This is a genomic window from Paenibacillus sp. P5_B5 (assembly GCF_056400365.1).
This window is the reverse complement of record NZ_JBFULK010000025.1, coordinates 20,464-38,571: the sequence shown is the minus strand read 5'-3', so window position 1 is coordinate 38,571 and position 18,108 is coordinate 20,464. Positions and strand designations below refer to the sequence as shown.

Annotated in this window: 24 protein-coding genes; 22 read left to right on the top strand and 2 right to left on the bottom strand. The window is 41.0% G+C overall.

Annotation, left to right across the window (positions count from 1 at the left end):
• The 6 genes from AC1DOK_RS23030 to AC1DOK_RS23005 form a co-directional block, all read left to right on the top strand.
• A partial coding sequence (locus AC1DOK_RS23030; protein ID WP_477556647.1) for an IS3 family transposase occupies positions 1 to 100 on the top strand: 100 nt, incomplete at its 5' end.
• 322 nt (positions 101 to 422) lie between these two features.
• Complete coding sequence (locus AC1DOK_RS23025; RefSeq protein WP_057303936.1) at positions 423 to 752, top strand: PadR family transcriptional regulator; 330 nt, start codon at positions 423 to 425, stop codon at positions 750 to 752.
• A gap of 15 nt (positions 753 to 767) precedes the next feature.
• Positions 768 to 1,634, top strand: coding sequence for a pentapeptide repeat-containing protein (locus AC1DOK_RS23020; protein ID WP_477556645.1), 867 nt, complete (start codon positions 768 to 770; stop codon positions 1,632 to 1,634).
• Positions 1,635 to 1,647: 13 nt separating this feature from the next.
• A complete protein-coding gene (locus AC1DOK_RS23015) occupies positions 1,648 to 2,409 on the top strand; it encodes an ABC transporter ATP-binding protein (RefSeq protein ID WP_477556644.1) in 762 nt (253 codons plus the stop codon).
• Positions 2,410 to 3,177: an ABC transporter permease gene (locus tag AC1DOK_RS23010; RefSeq protein WP_477556643.1), complete on the top strand. Its 768-nt coding sequence runs from the start codon at positions 2,410 to 2,412 to the stop codon at positions 3,175 to 3,177. It begins immediately after the preceding gene.
• Positions 3,178 to 3,581: 404 nt separating this feature from the next.
• Positions 3,582 to 3,890 carry a hypothetical protein gene (locus AC1DOK_RS23005; protein WP_477556642.1) on the top strand — a complete coding sequence of 103 codons (309 nt, stop codon included), beginning with the start codon at positions 3,582 to 3,584 and terminating at the stop codon, positions 3,888 to 3,890.
• Positions 3,891 to 4,121: 231 nt separating this feature from the next.
• Here the strand turns inward: AC1DOK_RS23005 and AC1DOK_RS23000 are convergent, their stop codons facing one another.
• Positions 4,122 to 5,144 (bottom strand): leucine-rich repeat domain-containing protein, encoded by a 1,023-nt coding sequence (locus AC1DOK_RS23000; protein WP_477556641.1) that lies wholly within the window; start codon positions 5,142 to 5,144, stop codon positions 4,122 to 4,124.
• Positions 5,145 to 5,265: 121 nt separating this feature from the next.
• Between AC1DOK_RS23000 and AC1DOK_RS22995 the strand changes: the two genes are divergently transcribed.
• A complete protein-coding gene (locus AC1DOK_RS22995; RefSeq protein WP_477556640.1) occupies positions 5,266 to 6,033 on the top strand; it encodes an Imm51 family immunity protein in 768 nt (255 codons plus the stop codon).
• 150 nt (positions 6,034 to 6,183) lie between these two features.
• Here AC1DOK_RS22995 and AC1DOK_RS22990 read toward each other — a convergent pair whose 3' ends face one another.
• Positions 6,184 to 6,525 carry a hypothetical protein gene (locus AC1DOK_RS22990; RefSeq protein ID WP_477556639.1) on the bottom strand — a complete coding sequence of 114 codons (342 nt, stop codon included), beginning with the start codon at positions 6,523 to 6,525 and terminating at the stop codon, positions 6,184 to 6,186.
• A gap of 224 nt (positions 6,526 to 6,749) precedes the next feature.
• Between AC1DOK_RS22990 and AC1DOK_RS22985 the strand changes: the two genes are divergently transcribed.
• The 15 genes from AC1DOK_RS22985 (at position 6,750) to AC1DOK_RS22915 (ending at position 18,021) form a co-directional block, all read left to right on the top strand.
• Positions 6,750 to 7,433: a DUF1963 domain-containing protein gene (locus AC1DOK_RS22985; RefSeq protein WP_477556638.1), complete on the top strand. Its 684-nt coding sequence runs from the start codon at positions 6,750 to 6,752 to the stop codon at positions 7,431 to 7,433.
• A gap of 456 nt (positions 7,434 to 7,889) precedes the next feature.
• A complete protein-coding gene (locus AC1DOK_RS22980) occupies positions 7,890 to 8,216 on the top strand; it encodes a hypothetical protein (RefSeq protein WP_477556637.1) in 327 nt (108 codons plus the stop codon).
• 89 nt (positions 8,217 to 8,305) lie between these two features.
• Positions 8,306 to 9,229, top strand: coding sequence for a hypothetical protein (locus AC1DOK_RS22975; protein ID WP_477556636.1), 924 nt, complete (start codon positions 8,306 to 8,308; stop codon positions 9,227 to 9,229).
• 45 nt (positions 9,230 to 9,274) lie between these two features.
• Positions 9,275 to 10,138 (top strand): NADAR family protein, encoded by an 864-nt coding sequence (locus AC1DOK_RS22970; protein WP_477556635.1) that lies wholly within the window; start codon positions 9,275 to 9,277, stop codon positions 10,136 to 10,138.
• A gap of 67 nt (positions 10,139 to 10,205) precedes the next feature.
• Positions 10,206 to 10,355: a transposase gene (locus AC1DOK_RS22965; RefSeq protein ID WP_477556634.1), complete on the top strand. Its 150-nt coding sequence runs from the start codon at positions 10,206 to 10,208 to the stop codon at positions 10,353 to 10,355.
• A 174-nt stretch (positions 10,356 to 10,529) separates the two neighbouring features.
• Positions 10,530 to 10,958, top strand: coding sequence for a hypothetical protein (locus AC1DOK_RS22960; RefSeq protein WP_477556633.1), 429 nt, complete (start codon positions 10,530 to 10,532; stop codon positions 10,956 to 10,958).
• A gap of 157 nt (positions 10,959 to 11,115) precedes the next feature.
• On the top strand, positions 11,116 to 11,406 hold the full coding sequence (locus tag AC1DOK_RS22955) for a hypothetical protein (protein ID WP_477556632.1): 291 nt from the start codon (positions 11,116 to 11,118) through the stop codon (positions 11,404 to 11,406).
• 77 nt (positions 11,407 to 11,483) lie between these two features.
• A complete protein-coding gene (locus tag AC1DOK_RS22950; protein WP_477556631.1) occupies positions 11,484 to 12,563 on the top strand; it encodes an ankyrin repeat domain-containing protein in 1,080 nt (359 codons plus the stop codon).
• A gap of 111 nt (positions 12,564 to 12,674) precedes the next feature.
• Positions 12,675 to 13,424, top strand: coding sequence for an Imm51 family immunity protein (locus AC1DOK_RS22945; RefSeq protein WP_477556630.1), 750 nt, complete (start codon positions 12,675 to 12,677; stop codon positions 13,422 to 13,424).
• 84 nt (positions 13,425 to 13,508) lie between these two features.
• Entirely contained in the window at positions 13,509 to 13,634 is a 126-nt protein-coding gene (locus AC1DOK_RS22940) for a hypothetical protein (protein ID WP_477556629.1), read from the top strand.
• 210 nt (positions 13,635 to 13,844) lie between these two features.
• Positions 13,845 to 14,561, top strand: a complete 717-nt coding sequence (locus AC1DOK_RS22935; protein ID WP_477556628.1) for a WGR domain-containing protein — start codon at positions 13,845 to 13,847, stop codon at positions 14,559 to 14,561.
• Between the two features lie 155 nt (positions 14,562 to 14,716).
• Positions 14,717 to 15,304 carry a hypothetical protein gene (locus AC1DOK_RS22930; RefSeq protein ID WP_477556627.1) on the top strand — a complete coding sequence of 196 codons (588 nt, stop codon included), beginning with the start codon at positions 14,717 to 14,719 and terminating at the stop codon, positions 15,302 to 15,304.
• A gap of 193 nt (positions 15,305 to 15,497) precedes the next feature.
• Positions 15,498 to 15,983, top strand: coding sequence for an imm68 putative immunity domain-containing protein (locus AC1DOK_RS22925; RefSeq protein WP_477556626.1), 486 nt, complete (start codon positions 15,498 to 15,500; stop codon positions 15,981 to 15,983).
• Between the two features lie 106 nt (positions 15,984 to 16,089).
• Positions 16,090 to 16,521, top strand: a complete 432-nt coding sequence (locus AC1DOK_RS22920; RefSeq protein WP_477556625.1) for a hypothetical protein — start codon at positions 16,090 to 16,092, stop codon at positions 16,519 to 16,521.
• A 291-nt stretch (positions 16,522 to 16,812) separates the two neighbouring features.
• A complete protein-coding gene (locus AC1DOK_RS22915; RefSeq protein WP_477556624.1) occupies positions 16,813 to 18,021 on the top strand; it encodes a hypothetical protein in 1,209 nt (402 codons plus the stop codon).
• Positions 18,022 to 18,108: the final 87 nt, after the last annotated feature.

Below are 18,108 nucleotides of genomic sequence, written 5' to 3'. Positions count from 1 at the left end.
AGCGGTAGAAGATTATATTTATTATTACAATTACCAGCGGTTCCAATCTAAACTGAAACAGCGCGCGCCGATCGAATACCGGTGCGCGCTGGCAGCATAGCTTTTTTCATCTGTCTACTTGACAGGGGTATGACCAAAATCGCGGCTTTTTTATTTTTGGGATGCAAGTTCTTGCCCTTTCTCCAAGAAAAGCACTTATGTTGAGTCCTGATTGAGGACAAGAACTTTCATTGATTTCCGATATGCGAATCCAAATAATCATATTCAATATAATCAACGCAATCCATAAATTTATAGCTACCCGTGGAATTTCACAAACAAACTGAATGATTATTCAACACTTTTAGGCAAAGTAATTGATTAATAATACTACCTTGACAGCCATAGTAATGTGTCGTATTATTTAAATGCGAGGTGATTATGTGAGTGAGAATAAAATTACATCCGACCTGCTGCGCGGACATACCGACACGATGATTTTACGACTCTTATCCGAAGCTGACCGCTACGGGTACGAGATTGTCAAGTTGATTGCCGAGCGCTCGGGCGGCGAATATGAATTAAAGGAAGCCACGATGTACTCCAGCGTCCGGCGGCTTGAAACAGACGGCGATATCGAGTGGTATTGGGGCGATGAATCTCAGGGCGGACGTCGAAAGTATTTTAGGATTACTGAAAAAGGCAAGGATGCTTACGTACGCAACAAAAGCAATTGGGAGTATTCAAAGCGCGTACTAGAAAATTTATTATAAAGGAGATTTGATGTGATGAATCCGAAATTGACGAACTATTTGAATAGCGTGTTTACGCCATACGATGGGGTAAAAAGCGTCACCGAATTAAAGGCCGACCTGCACTCTGATTTGCAGGAGCGATATCGTGAACTCAAAGCCGAGGGCAAAGACGATGAAACAGCGTTTAAGATGACCATTGAGAGCATCGGCGACATCGAACAAACGATATTGGAAGTCGCCAACCTCTCCCGCTCGCTGGAACGGCAAGTAGTGACAAACTTTAGCGCAAGCAACCTGGCAATGAGCGACTTTGCAGGCGTTACGGCCCATAAAGGTCAATTTAATGCTAGCGCGTTACGCGGTGCCGACTTTGCGGGCGCAGACTTGACCGGAAGTTCGTTTAAGAGCAGTGATTTACGTGAAGCCAATTTTGACGGTGCGAATCTGACTGACTGTAGCCTATCCACCGTTGACCTTACGAATGTAAGCTTCAATCGATCGATCCTTGTACGCACCGACTTCAACATTTCAGGGCTGGAGGGAGCCAAATTCGCAGGTGTAAAACTGACCGACGTCACGCTAACCAAGATCGACCTTAGGAAAACAATCTTTGAAGGTTGTATATTTGACGGCGTGGACTTCAAATATTCCGACCTGAGCGGGCTGCGACTTGACGGGCAAACCTTTATCGGCGTTAAGTTTGACAAGTCGGCATTAAACGAAGTTTCGTTTAGGGGCGCTACACTCAAGAATGTGTCTTTTCAAGCGTTTTTTTCGTTGACCAATAAGTATTACCGTGGCATCAAAACCATCTGCTTTGACGGCGCAGTCATGGATAAGTTGACCTTTGCCGCGCTTAAAGGTATGGGGGCCGATTTGTCCAAGGTTACTGTTCGATAAGGAGGGGGAAGTTATGCAAAATAATTCGATTCAAGTCAGTGGACTGCAAAAGTCCTACAAGCAGCATCAAGTCCTAAAGGGCGTTGATTTCGAGGTGGAAAAGGGCAGTATTTTCGCCCTGCTTGGCTCCAACGGGGCGGGCAAGACAACAGTTGTCAAAATCCTCTCCACGTTGCTCAAACAAGACAGCGGAACTGCCACCGTAAACGGATTCGATGTTGCATCAAAACCCGAAAATGTGCGGCAGGCGATCAGTCTGACCGGGCAATTTGCCGCCGTGGACGAAATATTGACCGGACGGGAAAATCTAATCTTGATTGCCAAATTACGATACCTCGACAATCCGCGTCTGGTAGCGGAAGATTTGCTTAGACGCTTCGGCCTAACAGACGCTGCAGACCGCAGGGTGGCTACTTATTCGGGCGGGATGCGCCGAAGGCTCGACATCGCCTTGAGCCTCGTAGGAAAACCGAAGATCATTTTCCTCGACGAGCCGACCACCGGGCTTGACCCCGAGGCACGCATCGAGGTATGGAAGATTGTCAAGGAGCTTGCCGACAGCGGCACGACGGTACTCCTGACTACGCAGTATTTGGAGGAGGCAGAGCAGCTTGCCGACCGAATTGCCATTCTGCATGAGGGCAAGATTATTGCCAGTGGCACGCTCTCGGATCTTAAAAAGTTGTTCCCGTCCGCAAAAGTGGAGTATGTAGAAAAACAGCCTACATTAGAAGAAATATTCCTCGCAATAGTCGGCAAAAAGGAGGCGAAGTAAATGGAGGCGGCAAAGAAACACTTCTTCAGTGATCTAAGCATTATGCTTGGACGGTCCATGCGCCATATTTTCCGCAGCATGGACACAATCGTCACGGTCACCATCATGCCGATCGCGATGATGTTGCTGTTCGTCTATGTGTTCGGCGGTGCAATTCAAACCGGAACGGATAACTATGTGAATTACCTGTTGCCCGGTATACTACTGATTGCTGTTGCTAGCGGCATATCCTACACGGCTTTCCGCTTGTTTACGGATGTGCAACGAGGCATATTCGAGCGGTTTCACACCATGCCGATTTCACGTTCTACCTTACTGTGGGGGCATGTGCTGACCTCGCTGGTATCCAACGCCATATCGGTTCTCGTCATCATTCTCGTAGCGTTGATTATGGGCTTTCGTTCGCCGGCGGGGATATTGTCATGGCTTGCAGTAGCCGGCATACTCGCGCTGTTTACGCTGGCATTAACTTGGGTCGCGGTGATTGCAGGACTGTCTGCCAAATCGGTGGATGGCGCAAGCGCCTTTTCCTACCCGATTATCTTCCTGCCGTTTATCAGCTCGGCGTTCGTGCCTACCGAGTCGATGCCTTGGGTCGTTCGAGCCTTTGCCGATAACCAACCGGTGACCTCGATCGTAGAAGCCATCCGTGCACTACTGTCAGGTCAGCCGGTGGGCAATGACATATGGGTCGCTCTTGCGTGGTGTGTCGGGATTTTGTTCGTAGCCTATTTCGTTGCGATGAGGGTGTATAAAAAGAGAGTGTGAAGAAGGACATCATTGTCCGCATTCAGAGTTCAACCGGTAGGAGGAAGTATGAATAAGAAATGAAGTGAATTCATTAGTTGGACTAAAGATCATGGATGGGATATAACTGATAAATCTGAATATTAAATAAATTTAAATGATAATATAGCATCAAGGATTGTAATAATGCAGTGAAAAGATGAAATGAATCAGCTGAAAATTAAGTAGACTGGTTCATTATTTTTTTTAGTAGGGGTAGTACCAGCGTAGCTGTCACAAACCGCAAATTAATGGAAAATAAATGGGAATAGCGGACAGCTCACAGGCTGAAAGCTACGTGTCAAAAAGGCGGAGGCTAATCTGGTATAGTTCAAAACAATAAACAATGGTTTTTGATTAAAATAGGATATAAAGGGGGATTTATTATGAATATTTCTATTGCGGAACATTGGAATCTTGAAAAGCATGAACTGCCCGGCATTAATTGCATCATCTTTCCAAATGGCACTGTAACAATTTTAAATTGTTACAGCACATATAACCCCAACACAAAAGAAAGTAAATTTTTTTGCTCTCCCTTGTGTGACACAACCATTGAAAGCATAGCAAAGTATAATGTTGATTATTGGACGGTCGTTGATGAATGGGTCAGTATTGATTATCAAGACGGGAAAATCTATGGCGGTGATGGTCAAATGGGAAATGAAGGATTTATTTACCGAATTACAAATTGAAATCAACTTAGAAAACCTCACCCAAATTAAAATGACTTGCTTAAAATCCTATTAAGGTTTCATCATTTTGCTTTCTCCATATACCACGAAATAAGCATTTTCTAACTTTTTGGGAGGGTATTCATAACCTCTCTTTTTTCCGTACATCCATCCTTAGGATACTGCAAGGATTGCACAAACAGATAATCCTAACATTTCTATTAAATCCTTATTAAACGTATGACAAGCAAACTACATCAATATACGAGAAAGATGAATCAAATTCATCTTTCTTTGTCTTTTTTCCCCAGGCATACAATCCATTAAAATGTCCTGTTTACCTGAATCAATCCATTTTTTTCGCATGATTTCTATGCGTTTCTTGTTAAAATCAATATATTGAAAATCCAACTGTTTCAGCTTAGGCATGTCTAATAAAAAATCAAACGCTTCCGCCTTGATCTTCGTATTTATTTCGTTCAACTCTAAATTTTCCAGATTTGATGCAGTTTTTAAGACATCTATCTCTATCAGCGATTTCATGTTTTTCAGTTCTAATTGTTTCAAGTTATCCATAGCAGAAAAATCGCATAGCTTCTCCACTCTGGATAAAGACAAACTCAAAAACTCCAAATTCTCGAATCTACTCAAGAAGGAAACATCCTCTAGTTTTGCAATGGATGATAGCTCTAACATCTTCAAGGTTCGAACGTTGAGTACTTCCAGATCACAATTCACGTTACAGTTATCGATAAGGAGATATTCTATGGGGATCTCTTTGACAAAGTTCAATTGTTCAACTGTACACTGAAGGATTATGCTGCTAAGATTTTTACAGTTTCCTATGGGAGACAAATCATCGAATTTGCCATTTAATTGCAAGTGCTGAAGTTTTTGAAAACTACTTATAAAATCGATAGAAAGTGTTTGGTCAGAATCAATTCTCAAAAATTCCACGTTTTTTAGCGTCTGTAGGTTATGTAAATCTTGCTTTTGTTTCATGCTTAGATGCAAGGCAGTTACGTTTTTCAATCCAGCTAAGATGTCTAGCATTTCAACTGAATAATCCCCTTTATTTCTGTAACTCCATATGTGCAAAATAAGATCAGGACGATGGGATAGGACCATTTCATCTAATTTTACTAAATCCGCCAATTTATCTGAATCAAAAGCAAAACTGATCGTAGCTCGTCGCCTTAGTTTTTCAACAGCTGCTTTCATTTTTTTAGGCGTCCAAGGCACACCTTGCATAGCATGTATCCACACTTCACTCATAAATATACCCCTCGCTTCATTTGTCATATAATTTCAATTGATTTGAACTGCATAGATCATATGGGTTATTCTAATATATGGAAATCATTATTTGATTAAAGTTAGAGGAGAGGATACGAAGATGGATAAGGATCTATTGAAACAGCTCACTCTTTGGCATAACAAGAGCCAGCATGAGAAAATCATTAACAAAATTATGGAAATACCCGAAGCAGACAGGGATTATGACTTAGTTTGCCATTTGGCCAGAGCATTGAATAATCAAGAAAATTATAATGAAGCTATCCAATATTTTTTATCTGTGCAAGAGCAAGGCGAGCACGACCCTCTTTGGCATTTCCGAATAGGATATGCTTATTATTACCTTAAACAGTATAAGGAAGCGATAGTTGCTTTTGAACAAGCTGTAGCATTAGATCCTGAAGATTCACATGGCAGGACGTTTTTAGAAATGAGCCGCAACGCCGCTGCTAGAGCAGGAAATGAAACCATCCATATAATGAACGTTGAAAAGGGGATGCGGATTGGGACTGACCCCCGTTTGTTAGAAATTGAAGAAAAAATAAACCCATTTGGGCTAGTTGCGCATAATAATGGAAGCATATCAATGATTTTAGGTGTTGGCAAATATAAGCATGAAATTTTTCAAACACGAGCCGAAGAAGGAGTTGAGGGCAATGGCTATGATTGGGGTTCATTAGCAGCCGTGTTTCTTGAAGAAAGAATGCCTCACTTAGTTGATATCATACGATTTGACCCGGAAGCCGATACGTTCTGCATTTATACAGACAATAAAGAAGCCATACTTAGTTTTGCAATCGCCTTTAAGGAAGCATGTGAAGATGACTCATTAATGAAAGACCTATTTTCACGAGCTGTATTAGATTGATTGGAAATATCAAGGTACAACACATCCTTCGTTGCATCTGTCCAGTGAAAAAAGGTTTTAGACTGACCATAAAAATGAAAAAGCGGCGGACCAAGACTTGAAAAATAAAGTCTTAGACTTCCGCTTTCCATATTGAACTAACGTGTCCCGTTAGCTTAATCCATGGTCCTCATCTATAATCCATGAGAACTCTTTAGAAATGGCAATAGCAACGTTAGATATGACGTGTTCTAAAATGTCATTAATGAAGCTAGGTAAATCTATTTCAATTAAGTTTACTTCTTCAATACCCTCTAATGTATCATACGCGTAGTTACCATCTAGTCCAGCTGGAATGCCTCTTAGCCTGATTCTCTCCCCATGGAGTTCTTTGCAAAATGTTAGGTGACTTACTTTTTCAAAGCCCAAATCACTAATTAAGTATTGTTCCAAAATCCTCGACTTTACTTTTTTCGTGAAATCTTCAGAATGGATGCTTATATAGTCATACATAATTTCACCTCACTCATGTATTCCATATTCGTAATGAAACAATGGAATTCCTTCTAAAAGCAGTTGCTCATTAACGTAACCTGCTCGTTACTTCAACAAAAGAAGGTGGAGCCGCCTCATGGCAAGCTCCTCAGTAATCGTAAACCGCTTTTGTTTAGTGCTCATCAATAATAGTGTGGATCCCTTATAATAATGTTGTGCCAGAACGAAAGGATGCGATAATAATGAAGAAATACAAGATCGATAGTTTTACCCGCGTCAGTGAACCGATTCGGACTCCCATAACGAAAATCGGAGGACAGCCAGTATGGCTAACAGAACCGCAATGGCCGCTTAGCAGCGGGTGGGACAAGCGCCCGATGATGTTTATCGGTCAGATTGAGCTGGATCAGCAATTATTCCCCACTCCAAGCGTTCCTGTTCCTCTGATGGCCTATCTCTTTGTTACGCATGCGCAAAATATAGAGGAAGGCTTCTTTGATCCTGATATTATCGATCCCGATGGCGGTGAAAATGCGATCATTATCCAGCCCGGAGGTGAGCTCCTGATAGATACAGCCCCATTGGTTAACGGACCAACGCTGTGGGATAACAATGGCGAATCTTATGAAGGCATCCCTCAGTTGCAAGAAGCCCAAGACCCTGCCTTTCTCGATTCCGAAGCCTACCTCCTTCTCACTGAGGATGAGCGGAAAGCATATAACGCTGAAGTTGACGGCGATAAAATTGGTGGCGTGCCCTATTTTTTCCAAGGCGATGGTTGGCCAGATGACAGCAACTGGGGTTTGCTGCTACAATTGCATGCCAATTTCAAGCCTTTCTGCTTGCTGGTGGGAGCCTCGCCGACGATTTTTGCATTTGTTAATGAGGATCTAACGACCGGAAAGCTAGTCATTCAGGATAGTTAGTTAAGAAAGTTCAATTCCAAAGTTAGGATCAAGCTTCCATAGTATGTACATAAGGCTGTCGAGTAATGTTGAATGATACATAGGAAATTGCACAAGAAGAGAGATTCAATATGCTAAAGAGAAGGGTAAGGTAATCCGTTACTTCTCTAATAATGGGATTCCTTTAAGAGTAATAACTAATTGAAAACGATACTGGAGTAACAAAGCAACATATAATTTTTTAGTCCCAATCTTACAATCAGCACTTGACCAATTAGTCACGAAGCCAATCGCGATTGCATTCCACTAAAATACCTCAATTATAAAAGGGAGAATTTGTTATGGGAATAAATGAAAAAGTTATCGAGAATATGGATTATTTTTGTAGAGTAAAATTGATTAGATTATTAAAAACGTTTCACAGGAAGATTACGATGATATCCTCGATAACAGAGACAGTGATGAGTTTTCAAATAAGTGGATGAAGTTTATGATCAAGTAAGTACGATTTCAAAAAATAATTCGATTGATACTGAGTACGCACAAATAATTAAAAGGTTAAGGGAAAGAACTTTTAAAACAATATTTGAGCATACACAGTCATCCGACATTGCAGCTTATTTATCAGATGATATTGCATTATTATTGGAGGCAATAGTTTGTAATTATAATAATAGTTGGTTAAATGGATTATGGAAGAAATATAGTGAGGGTGAAAATATAATGAGGATTATTGCTGCAACTGATTCGGATTATGATTACATCAGAAGACATGACCATCATACCTTTTATAATCCTATGTAGAAATCACTCAGCTAATAAAAATATAGAAAAATTCCGATTAGAAGTAGAAGCCTTATAGTAGCATATAACTTTCTAGAGGTGATGAGCGTATGGGAACATGGAGTGCAGAGGTTTTTGGTAATGACACCTCGTGTGAGATCAAGGAATATTTCTATGAGCAGTACAATCGGGGTTCTGAAGTTACTCAAATTGTAAGAGAGTTACAAGAGAAATTTACTTATAGCTTAAATCATACAGATGATAGAAACAATGTATTATTTGCGTTGTCCTACTGCCTTTGGGAAACGAAATCCTTAGAGGATTCGCTGTTAGAGCAAGTCGCTCAGATCATTGAGAGTGGGAGTGACTTAACTGTCTGTGAACAGCTTGGAGCAAATGTTCAATTTATTAACAAGCGAAAAAAGTATTTACATACATTTATCACCAAAATTAGCATACCCAAAAGTATAGCAAAAAAGAGGGTCAAGCCACCTACACAAGTTGAAAGTGATTATCACAATGGCAGCTGCCTTACTTTTCAATATCCCAGTGGCTTATACGGCGGCATTATCATTATCGACTGCGCCTTTTATCGTAATCGAGGTTCAATGCGCATAGCATTCACCGATATTGAGCAGCAATCTGAACCCGATTATAACGATTTTCTAGCCTCTCGCCTGACCAACTTCAGCTGGGAGGGAGTATCGGGACAGGCAAACAAGTATGCCGCCTTTGAGGGTAAGACTGCCCGCATTTCTACCTATCCGTTGAGCTATGATCATGCTAATGAGCGTGTTTCTTATTTTGAGTATAACGATATGTTCTTCACAATTGTGGGCGAGCTTCCTAAATACACCCAATGCCTTCTAGCTACAGTTAGCATTGGAGTCCTCTACAATCTTGCTTATCCTGAGTTCGCCATCTCTATGGAAAAGACATTGCTACATTGGAAGCAAAACGAAGGTCTATACAGTGAAAAATTTTCTGAGGAAACGATTACTAAATTAAATAACTTATTAGTCCTCAACAAGTAGCTATTTACGTCTTTTCATAATTAGTATGTAAGGAGTGTGAGAGTCTTGAACAAATCACTTGATATTAATAAACGGATGGCACCACCATGGCTTATGTATCCATACATAGGAAGATACAGCATTGGTTGGAGAATGGGATATGGCGAGAGTTATATAATTGAATTTGGAAATTGGTTTTCTGAACTAAACATTGGAGAACAGAATAACTTTCGCCAAATGTTTCCTCCCCCTAAAGGTTGGCTTGGTTGGTACGAAGAAGACCATCTTGATGAAGATATTTATGATGATGAAGGAGACCTCCTTTGGAATGTTGAAGGCAAGCCCGCTTATTCAATTAATTGGCTAAGTGAAAAAGTCAATAATGGTGAAAAATTAGAATATTTATTCTTTTGGGGACACCAACCGAGTAATAACGGTCGTATTACAATCTCTTGCTTAAGTCAGTGGTGGAAAGAAGAATTCGAAGTTGAGATCAATAGTTATTGCTGTATGGAGCAATATATGATGGCAGAAAAAGCAATGATTTTTGATGATAAAGAAATGCTCGAGAGGATTTTGAAAAGCGATAATCCGAAAGAAATCAAGGAGTTAGGCAGGAAAGTAAACAACTTTAATGAGGCTATATGGACGAAGAAACGATATTCCACTGTTTTAAACGGCAACTATGCCAAGTTTCTACAGAACCCAAAACTTATGCAATTTCTACTACAGACAGAGGACAAAATATTAGTAGAAGCCAGTCCATATGATCAGATATGGGGTATAGGCATGTCTTCCGATGATCAGTCAGTTAATGACCCTTTCAAATGGAAGGGTGAAAATTTGTTAGGCTTTGCCTTAATGGAAGTGCGAGATGAACTCAAGCGGATATATAAAAATTATAATGCGCTAAACTTAAACAAGCTGTAGCAAGACTTTGATTAATATTTATATCAATTTGGTTTAATAGCTTGTTACGCTAACGGGAAACGAGAGCATGAATGAAATAGCATCTGCCTATTGTAAATGGAAAGAAGCCCAAATTGTATTAGAAATTCTAAAGGATGAAAAATCAATTTCACAGCTTGCATCGGAACACGAAATCAATTCAGTCCAGCTCAATCGTTGGAAAAACGAAGACATATAATAGAATTTATGAAACTAAGAAATTACAATATTCTGTCTTGACAAATAGGGCTACCATAGTCAAATTTTTTACTTTGCTCCTGATAAATTGGAATGGGAGTTAAATAGACACTTTATAGAGCAATTTAACAAAGAATAAAATCACGATTTTATGCAATATAGGAGGTAATCTTTCTTGGACAAAATCAAGTTACTAATAAAAAAAGACGACGAAGCAGAGTTTGTTGATATTTACATAAATGAGAAAAGATTAGTTGAAATACTCAAGGAAATTGAACTGGAATATGATGCTAAAATAGCAGGAGAATATAGAGGGCTTCCACAAAGTGTAGTGTTTTTTCCATCTAGACATTTCCTTGACGAACCAGACAAATGGTATCTCTATGATGAGAAAGTCTCTATATTAGAATGTGTTTGTGGAAGTCCAGGTTGTTGGGATTTTAATGTAAGGATAACTATTGAGGATGATAAAGTCATCTGGAGTGAATTTGAACAACCTCATAGAAGTGTTGATTCGGCAGGTGGGTATTGGAAATATGATAAAATAAAACCTATTGTGTTCGACAGGAAGCAATATGTAGCTGAACTAAGTAAGATGGCTTAATGCTTTTCGGTAAGGATGACTATACTGCATATCAATTTGGAATGGGAAAAGAGTTCGAAGATATTTCAAGTGAATTTTATGAGAAACGTGAAAGATTAATTCGGAAAGTGATATAAAAATTTCTCGAAAACGGATTGATGCGTGGCTGATGAACAGGATGGATGGGAACCTTTCTTTTTTTGACCATAGCCTGACTCAGCCGAAAGTGACAGCGCTATTCATCGATTTTTGGCAGTTTTTGCAGTTAGCTGACTTGATTCATCAATACGAAGAGTGGATCGATCAGGTAAAAGATTTTGAAGAAAGCGACTTGCCCGGACAGTTGGGATCATGTCTCAGGATGTTGCATCCGGATTTGCCTGAGCATTATCCTTTCACTTCGAAGATATCTATATTATGCCCTCCCCTGAAGACGACAGGCTACTGGCTTATCGCAGTCCCGCCCTAATAGGCCCTAAGTCTGTTGTTTTTTGCCAAGCAGTTCTCTATACTCTTCATAATACTTGAGGCAGGAGAGGGTAATGGATGATCACTCTGAAAGATATAGGGAAGTTCGCAGAGTTGCCGGAAATTGCGATGCAAATATACGAAGGAAATATGCCGGCTCTGGAGACTGCAATTGCGGCAGGCTGGGATATTGAAGAGGGCATCGTACTTAGCAAATACACGACGTTAAGCCCATTGGATCTGGCGCTTGTATCGGAGAGACTGGATGTTGTAAAGCTGCTGGTAGAACATGGCGTCAATCTGAATGTCAAAAATAATCCGGCTTTTTTGCTGGCAGTACGCTATTGCAAGGAAGACGTCGTTCGCTACGTTGCAGCGCAAGGCGCCAAGCTGGACAAGCTCAATCAAGTCAAATCAGGCGCGTATTCTCAAGCCTACTATGGCAACAAAAAGAATATCCCGCTCATCCACGAGCTTGGGTTGGATATGAAGCAGCATGCCGGTGCTGTATTGCGCACAGCCGTGTCGGACCATGACCGTAAGACAGTCGCGTATTTACTCGATCATGGGGTGGACATTAATTATAACGAGCCTGATATGGTCTATCCTTATCAAGCGACCCCGTTAACGGTTGCAGCGCGTATGGGCAATCTGGCTATGGTAAAATACTTGGTTGAACGCGGCGCTGACGTTACCTTAGCGGAAAAAGACGGCGAACGGCCGTATACGATAGCGGTCGGCAATAAGCATACCGAGCTGGCTGACTATTTGAAATCTTTGGAACCTACCGAGTTTCATGATGTGGCGAATAAAAAGTACGAGCTGCAAAAATATAAATTGTCCGATGAACTGGCCGGCTTTCTTACCGGAGACAAGCTTCGCCTTGAGCTCGCGCCGAATGAATACGAAATCGCGTATATCGATTTCTTCACATTGACCGATACGATTGAGATGAAGTTCGGCCAGCAAAAGCTGCTGCGTCTGTCAGCCCATATCGATAATTACTCCCATCTGTATCTAGTGTGGAATCCGAAGAAAAAAGGTCAAATAGGCTGTTATGACGTGGAACATAAGGAGTATGCGGACTTGTGCAGCTTTGCGGAGTTTCTGGCGCAGCCTGAAATGTACCTTATCAAGTATATGGAAGGTGAATTGTAAATGAAGAACCGCTATCTATTACGCCCGTAGAGGAGGACAGCAGCGGTCTTTTCGCATTCATGGTAATTAATATTCAGCAGCCTCACACCCATAACGAGAAGAGGTAGAATAATGGAAAAAGCCCTTTTGGAGCAGCTAAACCTTTGGCATCGAGATAAAGAATATGAAAAAATTATAGCCGCAATTTTGGAAATTTCTGAACAAGAAAGAGATTATGATGCAGTCGGTCATTTGGCAAGAGCGATGAACAATCTGGAACGTTACGAAGAAGCGGTGCAGCAGCTTTTGACGATTGATAAGCAAGGTGAGAACGACCCTCTTTGGCATTTTCGTTTGGGTTATTCCTATTATTACCTGTCGCAGTATGAGGACGCAGTAAGAGAGTTTGAAATCGCGAATAAACTTGACCCCGAGGATAAAAGTGCGTTGATGTTTTTAGATTGGAGCCGTAATAGTATCGGAAAGCAAAAGAAACGTAATCAAAAGAAGTCGAAGACCGTGCAGACAGCGAGCGAACGGAATTTTGCAGAGAGAATGAAACCTTTTCGGTTAGTAGAGCATGATAGCGGAAATATATCCATGCTTTTGGATGTCGGTACTTATAAAGATGAAGTTTTTCAAACAAGGGCAGACGAGGGTTTTGAAGGCGGCGGTTACGATTGGGGTTCTGTGGCTGCTGTTTTTCTTGAGGAAAGAATGCCTCATCTGGCCGATGTCGTGCATTTTGACCCGGAAGCCTCTATGTTTTGCGCTTATTCCGACAATAGAGAGGCTTTGCAAAATTTTGCGATTGAATTTAAGGATGCTTGCGAGGACGATGTCGTATTTAGGGATTTATTTTCCCGCGCTGAATTGGATTGATCAATGTGCAGTCGTCTGTTGCGGAATCGGAGGCGGCCATTTAACGCATTATGGGTCGAGAAGGGATTTTCATCATTACAGCGCATGCAAAATAAAGAAGCCTTCCCACATTGGGAAAGGCTTTCTGAGCAGGAATCTAGCTCCATTACGCCTTCCCAGGCGATCAAGGACAACGAATTGGCCGTATTTGCAGGACGATATCAAACATGAAAGATATTATGTTAATATGGCTGTAGCTTGTGCTATTGCGATCTGTTTCGTAAAGTTTCCCATGCTTACTAGAACATACTTAAGAAGCAATCCACTGGATGACTCTACATTCAACATAGCTCTGAAAAAAATATTATTACCATGTCGATCAGTATACGGTTAGGCAAAGCTGTCTTGAGATCTGAAACATATTGTTTAGGAGGGATCAGAGTGAAACAATCATTCACCTTTCATGACGAAAAATCCAGTAAATTTTGGTGGATAGATTATAGTGACTGTGACTTTGTAGTGAATTATGGAAAGACAGGCGCTGCCGGAAAATATGAAATCAAAGAATTTGACTCTGAAGAAGAATGTACCAAGCAAGCTGAAAAACTAATGAAACAAAAGTTGAAAAAAGGCTATCAGGCTGATAGTAATTTTGATTTTATCAACCATTTATACTTTGATGATGAGGAAATAGGGCTTCATCCCAAGACATCTCATCCTAATTTTGTTAAACATTTTACAGACGATTTTTATTATGACTGCGGTGAGGAAGAAGCGCCTTTCGGCAGTGATGAAGGCTCGGATACATTGGCGGAATTAACTGAAAATCTGCGAAAGAAAAGTCAATTGAATTTTGTTGAGTTCCCTAAATTTATAATTGAAAAGGTATGGGGAATGAAATATGTTCCCGTAAGCAGCTTGTTAGAAGATGAAGTAAAAAGAGTAGTAGAGACTGACGAGATGAACATGATCCAAAGTGATATGGTCACTTATGCTGTCGCTTTTGGTCAGATAAAAATAACTGGGGTAATTGATCCTGGGCTAAAGCATTGCGCTATTAATTCCTTGAAAAGAATTCAACAGACGGCAAAAATTTTGAACTGGGGAACGGATTCAGAAATAATCAGTAAAATGATTGAAGATTTATGTTCATTTTGACAACATATAACTGGTCTATTGTTGAAATATGGCATGATGATTTGTCAATTAACAATAAACAAGAAGAGTCTTTCGAAGGATTTATTGTTATTTTGTTTGAAGGGTTTTAAAAAAACAGGGATTTTATAAGTATTATACATTGGAGGTTTCATATTTTGGGAAGTAAAAGTATGTATCATAAAATGGTTTCAAACACTGAACTAATAGGTATTCTTTCACAATACTATGATTTTGAAATTGTTGAAGCTAATTCAAATACAAATGATAATTTTTTTGAAGTCGATGTCAAAGTGACTATCATAGCACAAGATGCTTCTGGTGGTGTATTCGCTTTGTACGGAGATGGTGTTGAAGAAGATTTACCAGTTATCTTTATCAGTTCCGAGGGACAGGCAGGGAAAGTTGGGAAAAACATCGAGGAATTTCTTAGTATAATGATTACTTGTCCTTATTGGAGAGACTTATTGAAGTTTTCAGGAAATGGACAATTATCTGAGATGCTAAAATCTCAACCGTTTTTAGAAGATGAAATATTAAAGGATATCCCTGAAATTGAGTCTGTTAAAAATAAAGTTTTTTCAATGCTATCCATGTGCGGAATTTCAAAACCAGTGGAAACATTATATGAATCAATGGAGTCCAAGCCATATGTTCATGTTTCGTCTCTCGAAGGTGAGAAATTCGATTCATTATTTAATAAGTTTGTAGTAGCTGATAATCCTTTATGGAAAAAGAAAAATTGATATATATTATGTAACTGTACTTCGATAATAGGATAGATTCATAGAGGGATAGTTATTCATTCAAGCATTGGATATATGATGCCTAACTAGCGTGAACGCACGTACCGTTCTGTACCTTAATTTTCTCGATTCTTTGTGTCCATTCTATTAACAGAGGTACAAATTACAATCCTAAAAGAAAGTGGGGAAGAACATGTACATAAGCAAATGGTGGGGAGATTTAATTGGCGGTTCCGATGATTCGCTGGCATTAATAGACTATTTGGAACAATTGGACTTAACGGATGTGACGCTCAATCAGATTTTAACGGACTTGGGTTTCGATGTTTTACTTTCTGAAGGAGACTTGAAAAACGGTGGAAATATTGGATTTGATAGGAAAAGTGCTAACGGCTCGTTTCGGGTAGAGCTTGATATTGCCTGCAGTGCTCTAATCGATCTTTCAGCCATTGTGTTGGAGTGTCTTAAATCAGGTTATGTCGATTTGCATGATTTGGATGAGTCTAGGCAGCCGTGCAAACTTTATATTGACGCCTCCGAAGAAAAAAGAAACCTGCTTCGGGATGAATTGGACAAGTTTTCCCGCAATCCGCTGTCCTACGATTTAGCCAAACTTGTTCCGACCGATGATATGAGGGACCTTGCAGAAAAGGCGAAAATAATCGCAGATGAGCTGTAATTTTGCTAACAGTGAACGATAACTCATTAGACAACTGCTAGTCTTATTCAAGGAATGTATTTTAACGGGAAATTATGAATAGTGTACCGATAAGTGAGGGGTCAAAATGACTCTAGAAAAAAGAATAATCGGATTGTGGTCAGTTGATAATTTATATGCTCCAGGTGCCATGGAAGACATTTTAGTTGTTTTCCTGCCAAGTGGTGAGGGCTGGTTATACTTTGCCCACCCATGTGAAAATATGGTTGAAAAATTTATTTGGAATATCGATCCATTTAATTTACTTCATATCAGAGGAACTACTTCATCCCTTTATTATGACGTAGATGAAGATCACGAGCTAGCAAAAGATAGTTATTTCGACAAAAATTCTGATGTGATCATTCATGACATTAAAGTGGAGGTTTCCGTCGAGTTTACCCCTCGAGGAGAGAATGAGGTTATTTCATTTTCTAAACTATTGTGGGATTCAGAAGATAAATTTGCACTAGTACATAGAGACTTTGATCGAATTATTCCTCCTATATTTGACCTGTAAGTATATATTTAAAATGATCATTGAACGAACAGAGAACTATAGTTCAATAAAACAGCGACAGACTGAGATTTTATTTTCTCGAACATGATTGTCGCTGTTTCTAATTATGGGCATAATCTAACACGTATTTCTCAAAGTTTGACGATTATTTGGGGTATCGGTAGAATACAGAACCTGAAATCGGCAGAGACACAGTAGCTGGCTTCATTGTAGCGATTGGTGATATAGCATGGCCCCATGTCTGCACTTGCCGAAATGACTTGATATGGTTTAGAAGAAAGGATGATAGAAATGCCAAATGATACTCAATCTCGTCCTCCTGCTGGTTCCTTTAGTGAAGCTGGTCGTTATCCCAGCGACCTGACAGGTCCTCGCAGTCACACTCTTGTCATTCAACCCGGTGTGGGTAGTCTATCCATTGGACCGTCGCAATTGGGGAAGAAGGCAAACCTTCACGTTGCGCCTGATGCGTTCATCGATTGGACCGTATTCGATGCCTTTGCCACTCCGGCGGGCTCGCCCTGGCCGCGATATCTGCACTATACAGGCAGTGACGCAGGCTTTTTTGATTGGGCGCAGAAACGTCCCATTGAAGAGATGACGTGGGCTCCGATCCTGTCCGAAGATACGGTGGCGGACGCAAGCAAGTCCAATTTGCAAGGCTTGCATATTGAGTTGGACCAGTCCGATGGGCGTCTGAGCCTGAAGCTTCCAAAGCGACAATTACGCCTGAGCGTGTCCGGCGATTTATCACGCTTCACGGCCACTGGCGATATACCATCTACTCTGATACTATCGCCGTGCACTAGCCGATGTAAGAATGATACCCCTTTCTTGCCGCCCGATCTGGGTGAATTGCACCAAGTGACGAGTTTGTCGCTACAGAACGCACCGCTAGGACAGCCCATCTCGCTGGAGTGTCTGAACCGGTTCCCTAACCTGAACTCACTGAGTTTGTGGGGGAACTTCTGCGACATGGACTTGCTGGCTCGTCATGCCCAATTAACGAATCTGGAGCTGCGCTTTATGCCTGATCTGGGGGACTTGCCACTCTTGGACACATGGCCGTTACTTGACAGATTTATCGCCTACAATGTGGAAGAGATCTCGGGCAAGCGCCTTAAGCAACAAATGAAAACACGCGCTAAAACCCGTGCGTGGACCGGCCATGCTTCTGTGAGCCAATTGCGAAAGCCTGAGTGGTGGACGGCCGAGTTTGGCCGCCCGTTCTCATCCTGGCCTAAACGTCTGGCCAAGCTGGCTAACGAAGCTTACAACATTGCACAGGCAACCCTGGCCCAGGCCCGCAACTTTGCCGATGCCGAGGCAGCCATTACCGATTTCTCCGTGAGCTTCAATACCCTCAAAGGAATTGAAACAACCGAACGAGAAGACCTTGGTGAAGCGGTATGGCAACTCAGCCAGTCTGATCACCTAATTGGCCAGCCTATACCAGAAGAGATGGCTCAACGCTGGTTCGATGCAGTTCGCGATTACTGAATGAAGTGAGGAAATGAACGGGTACTAGGAAATCGACAAATTGCAAGTTGTCCCTGCGGACAACCACATACGAAGAAGCTAACTCTA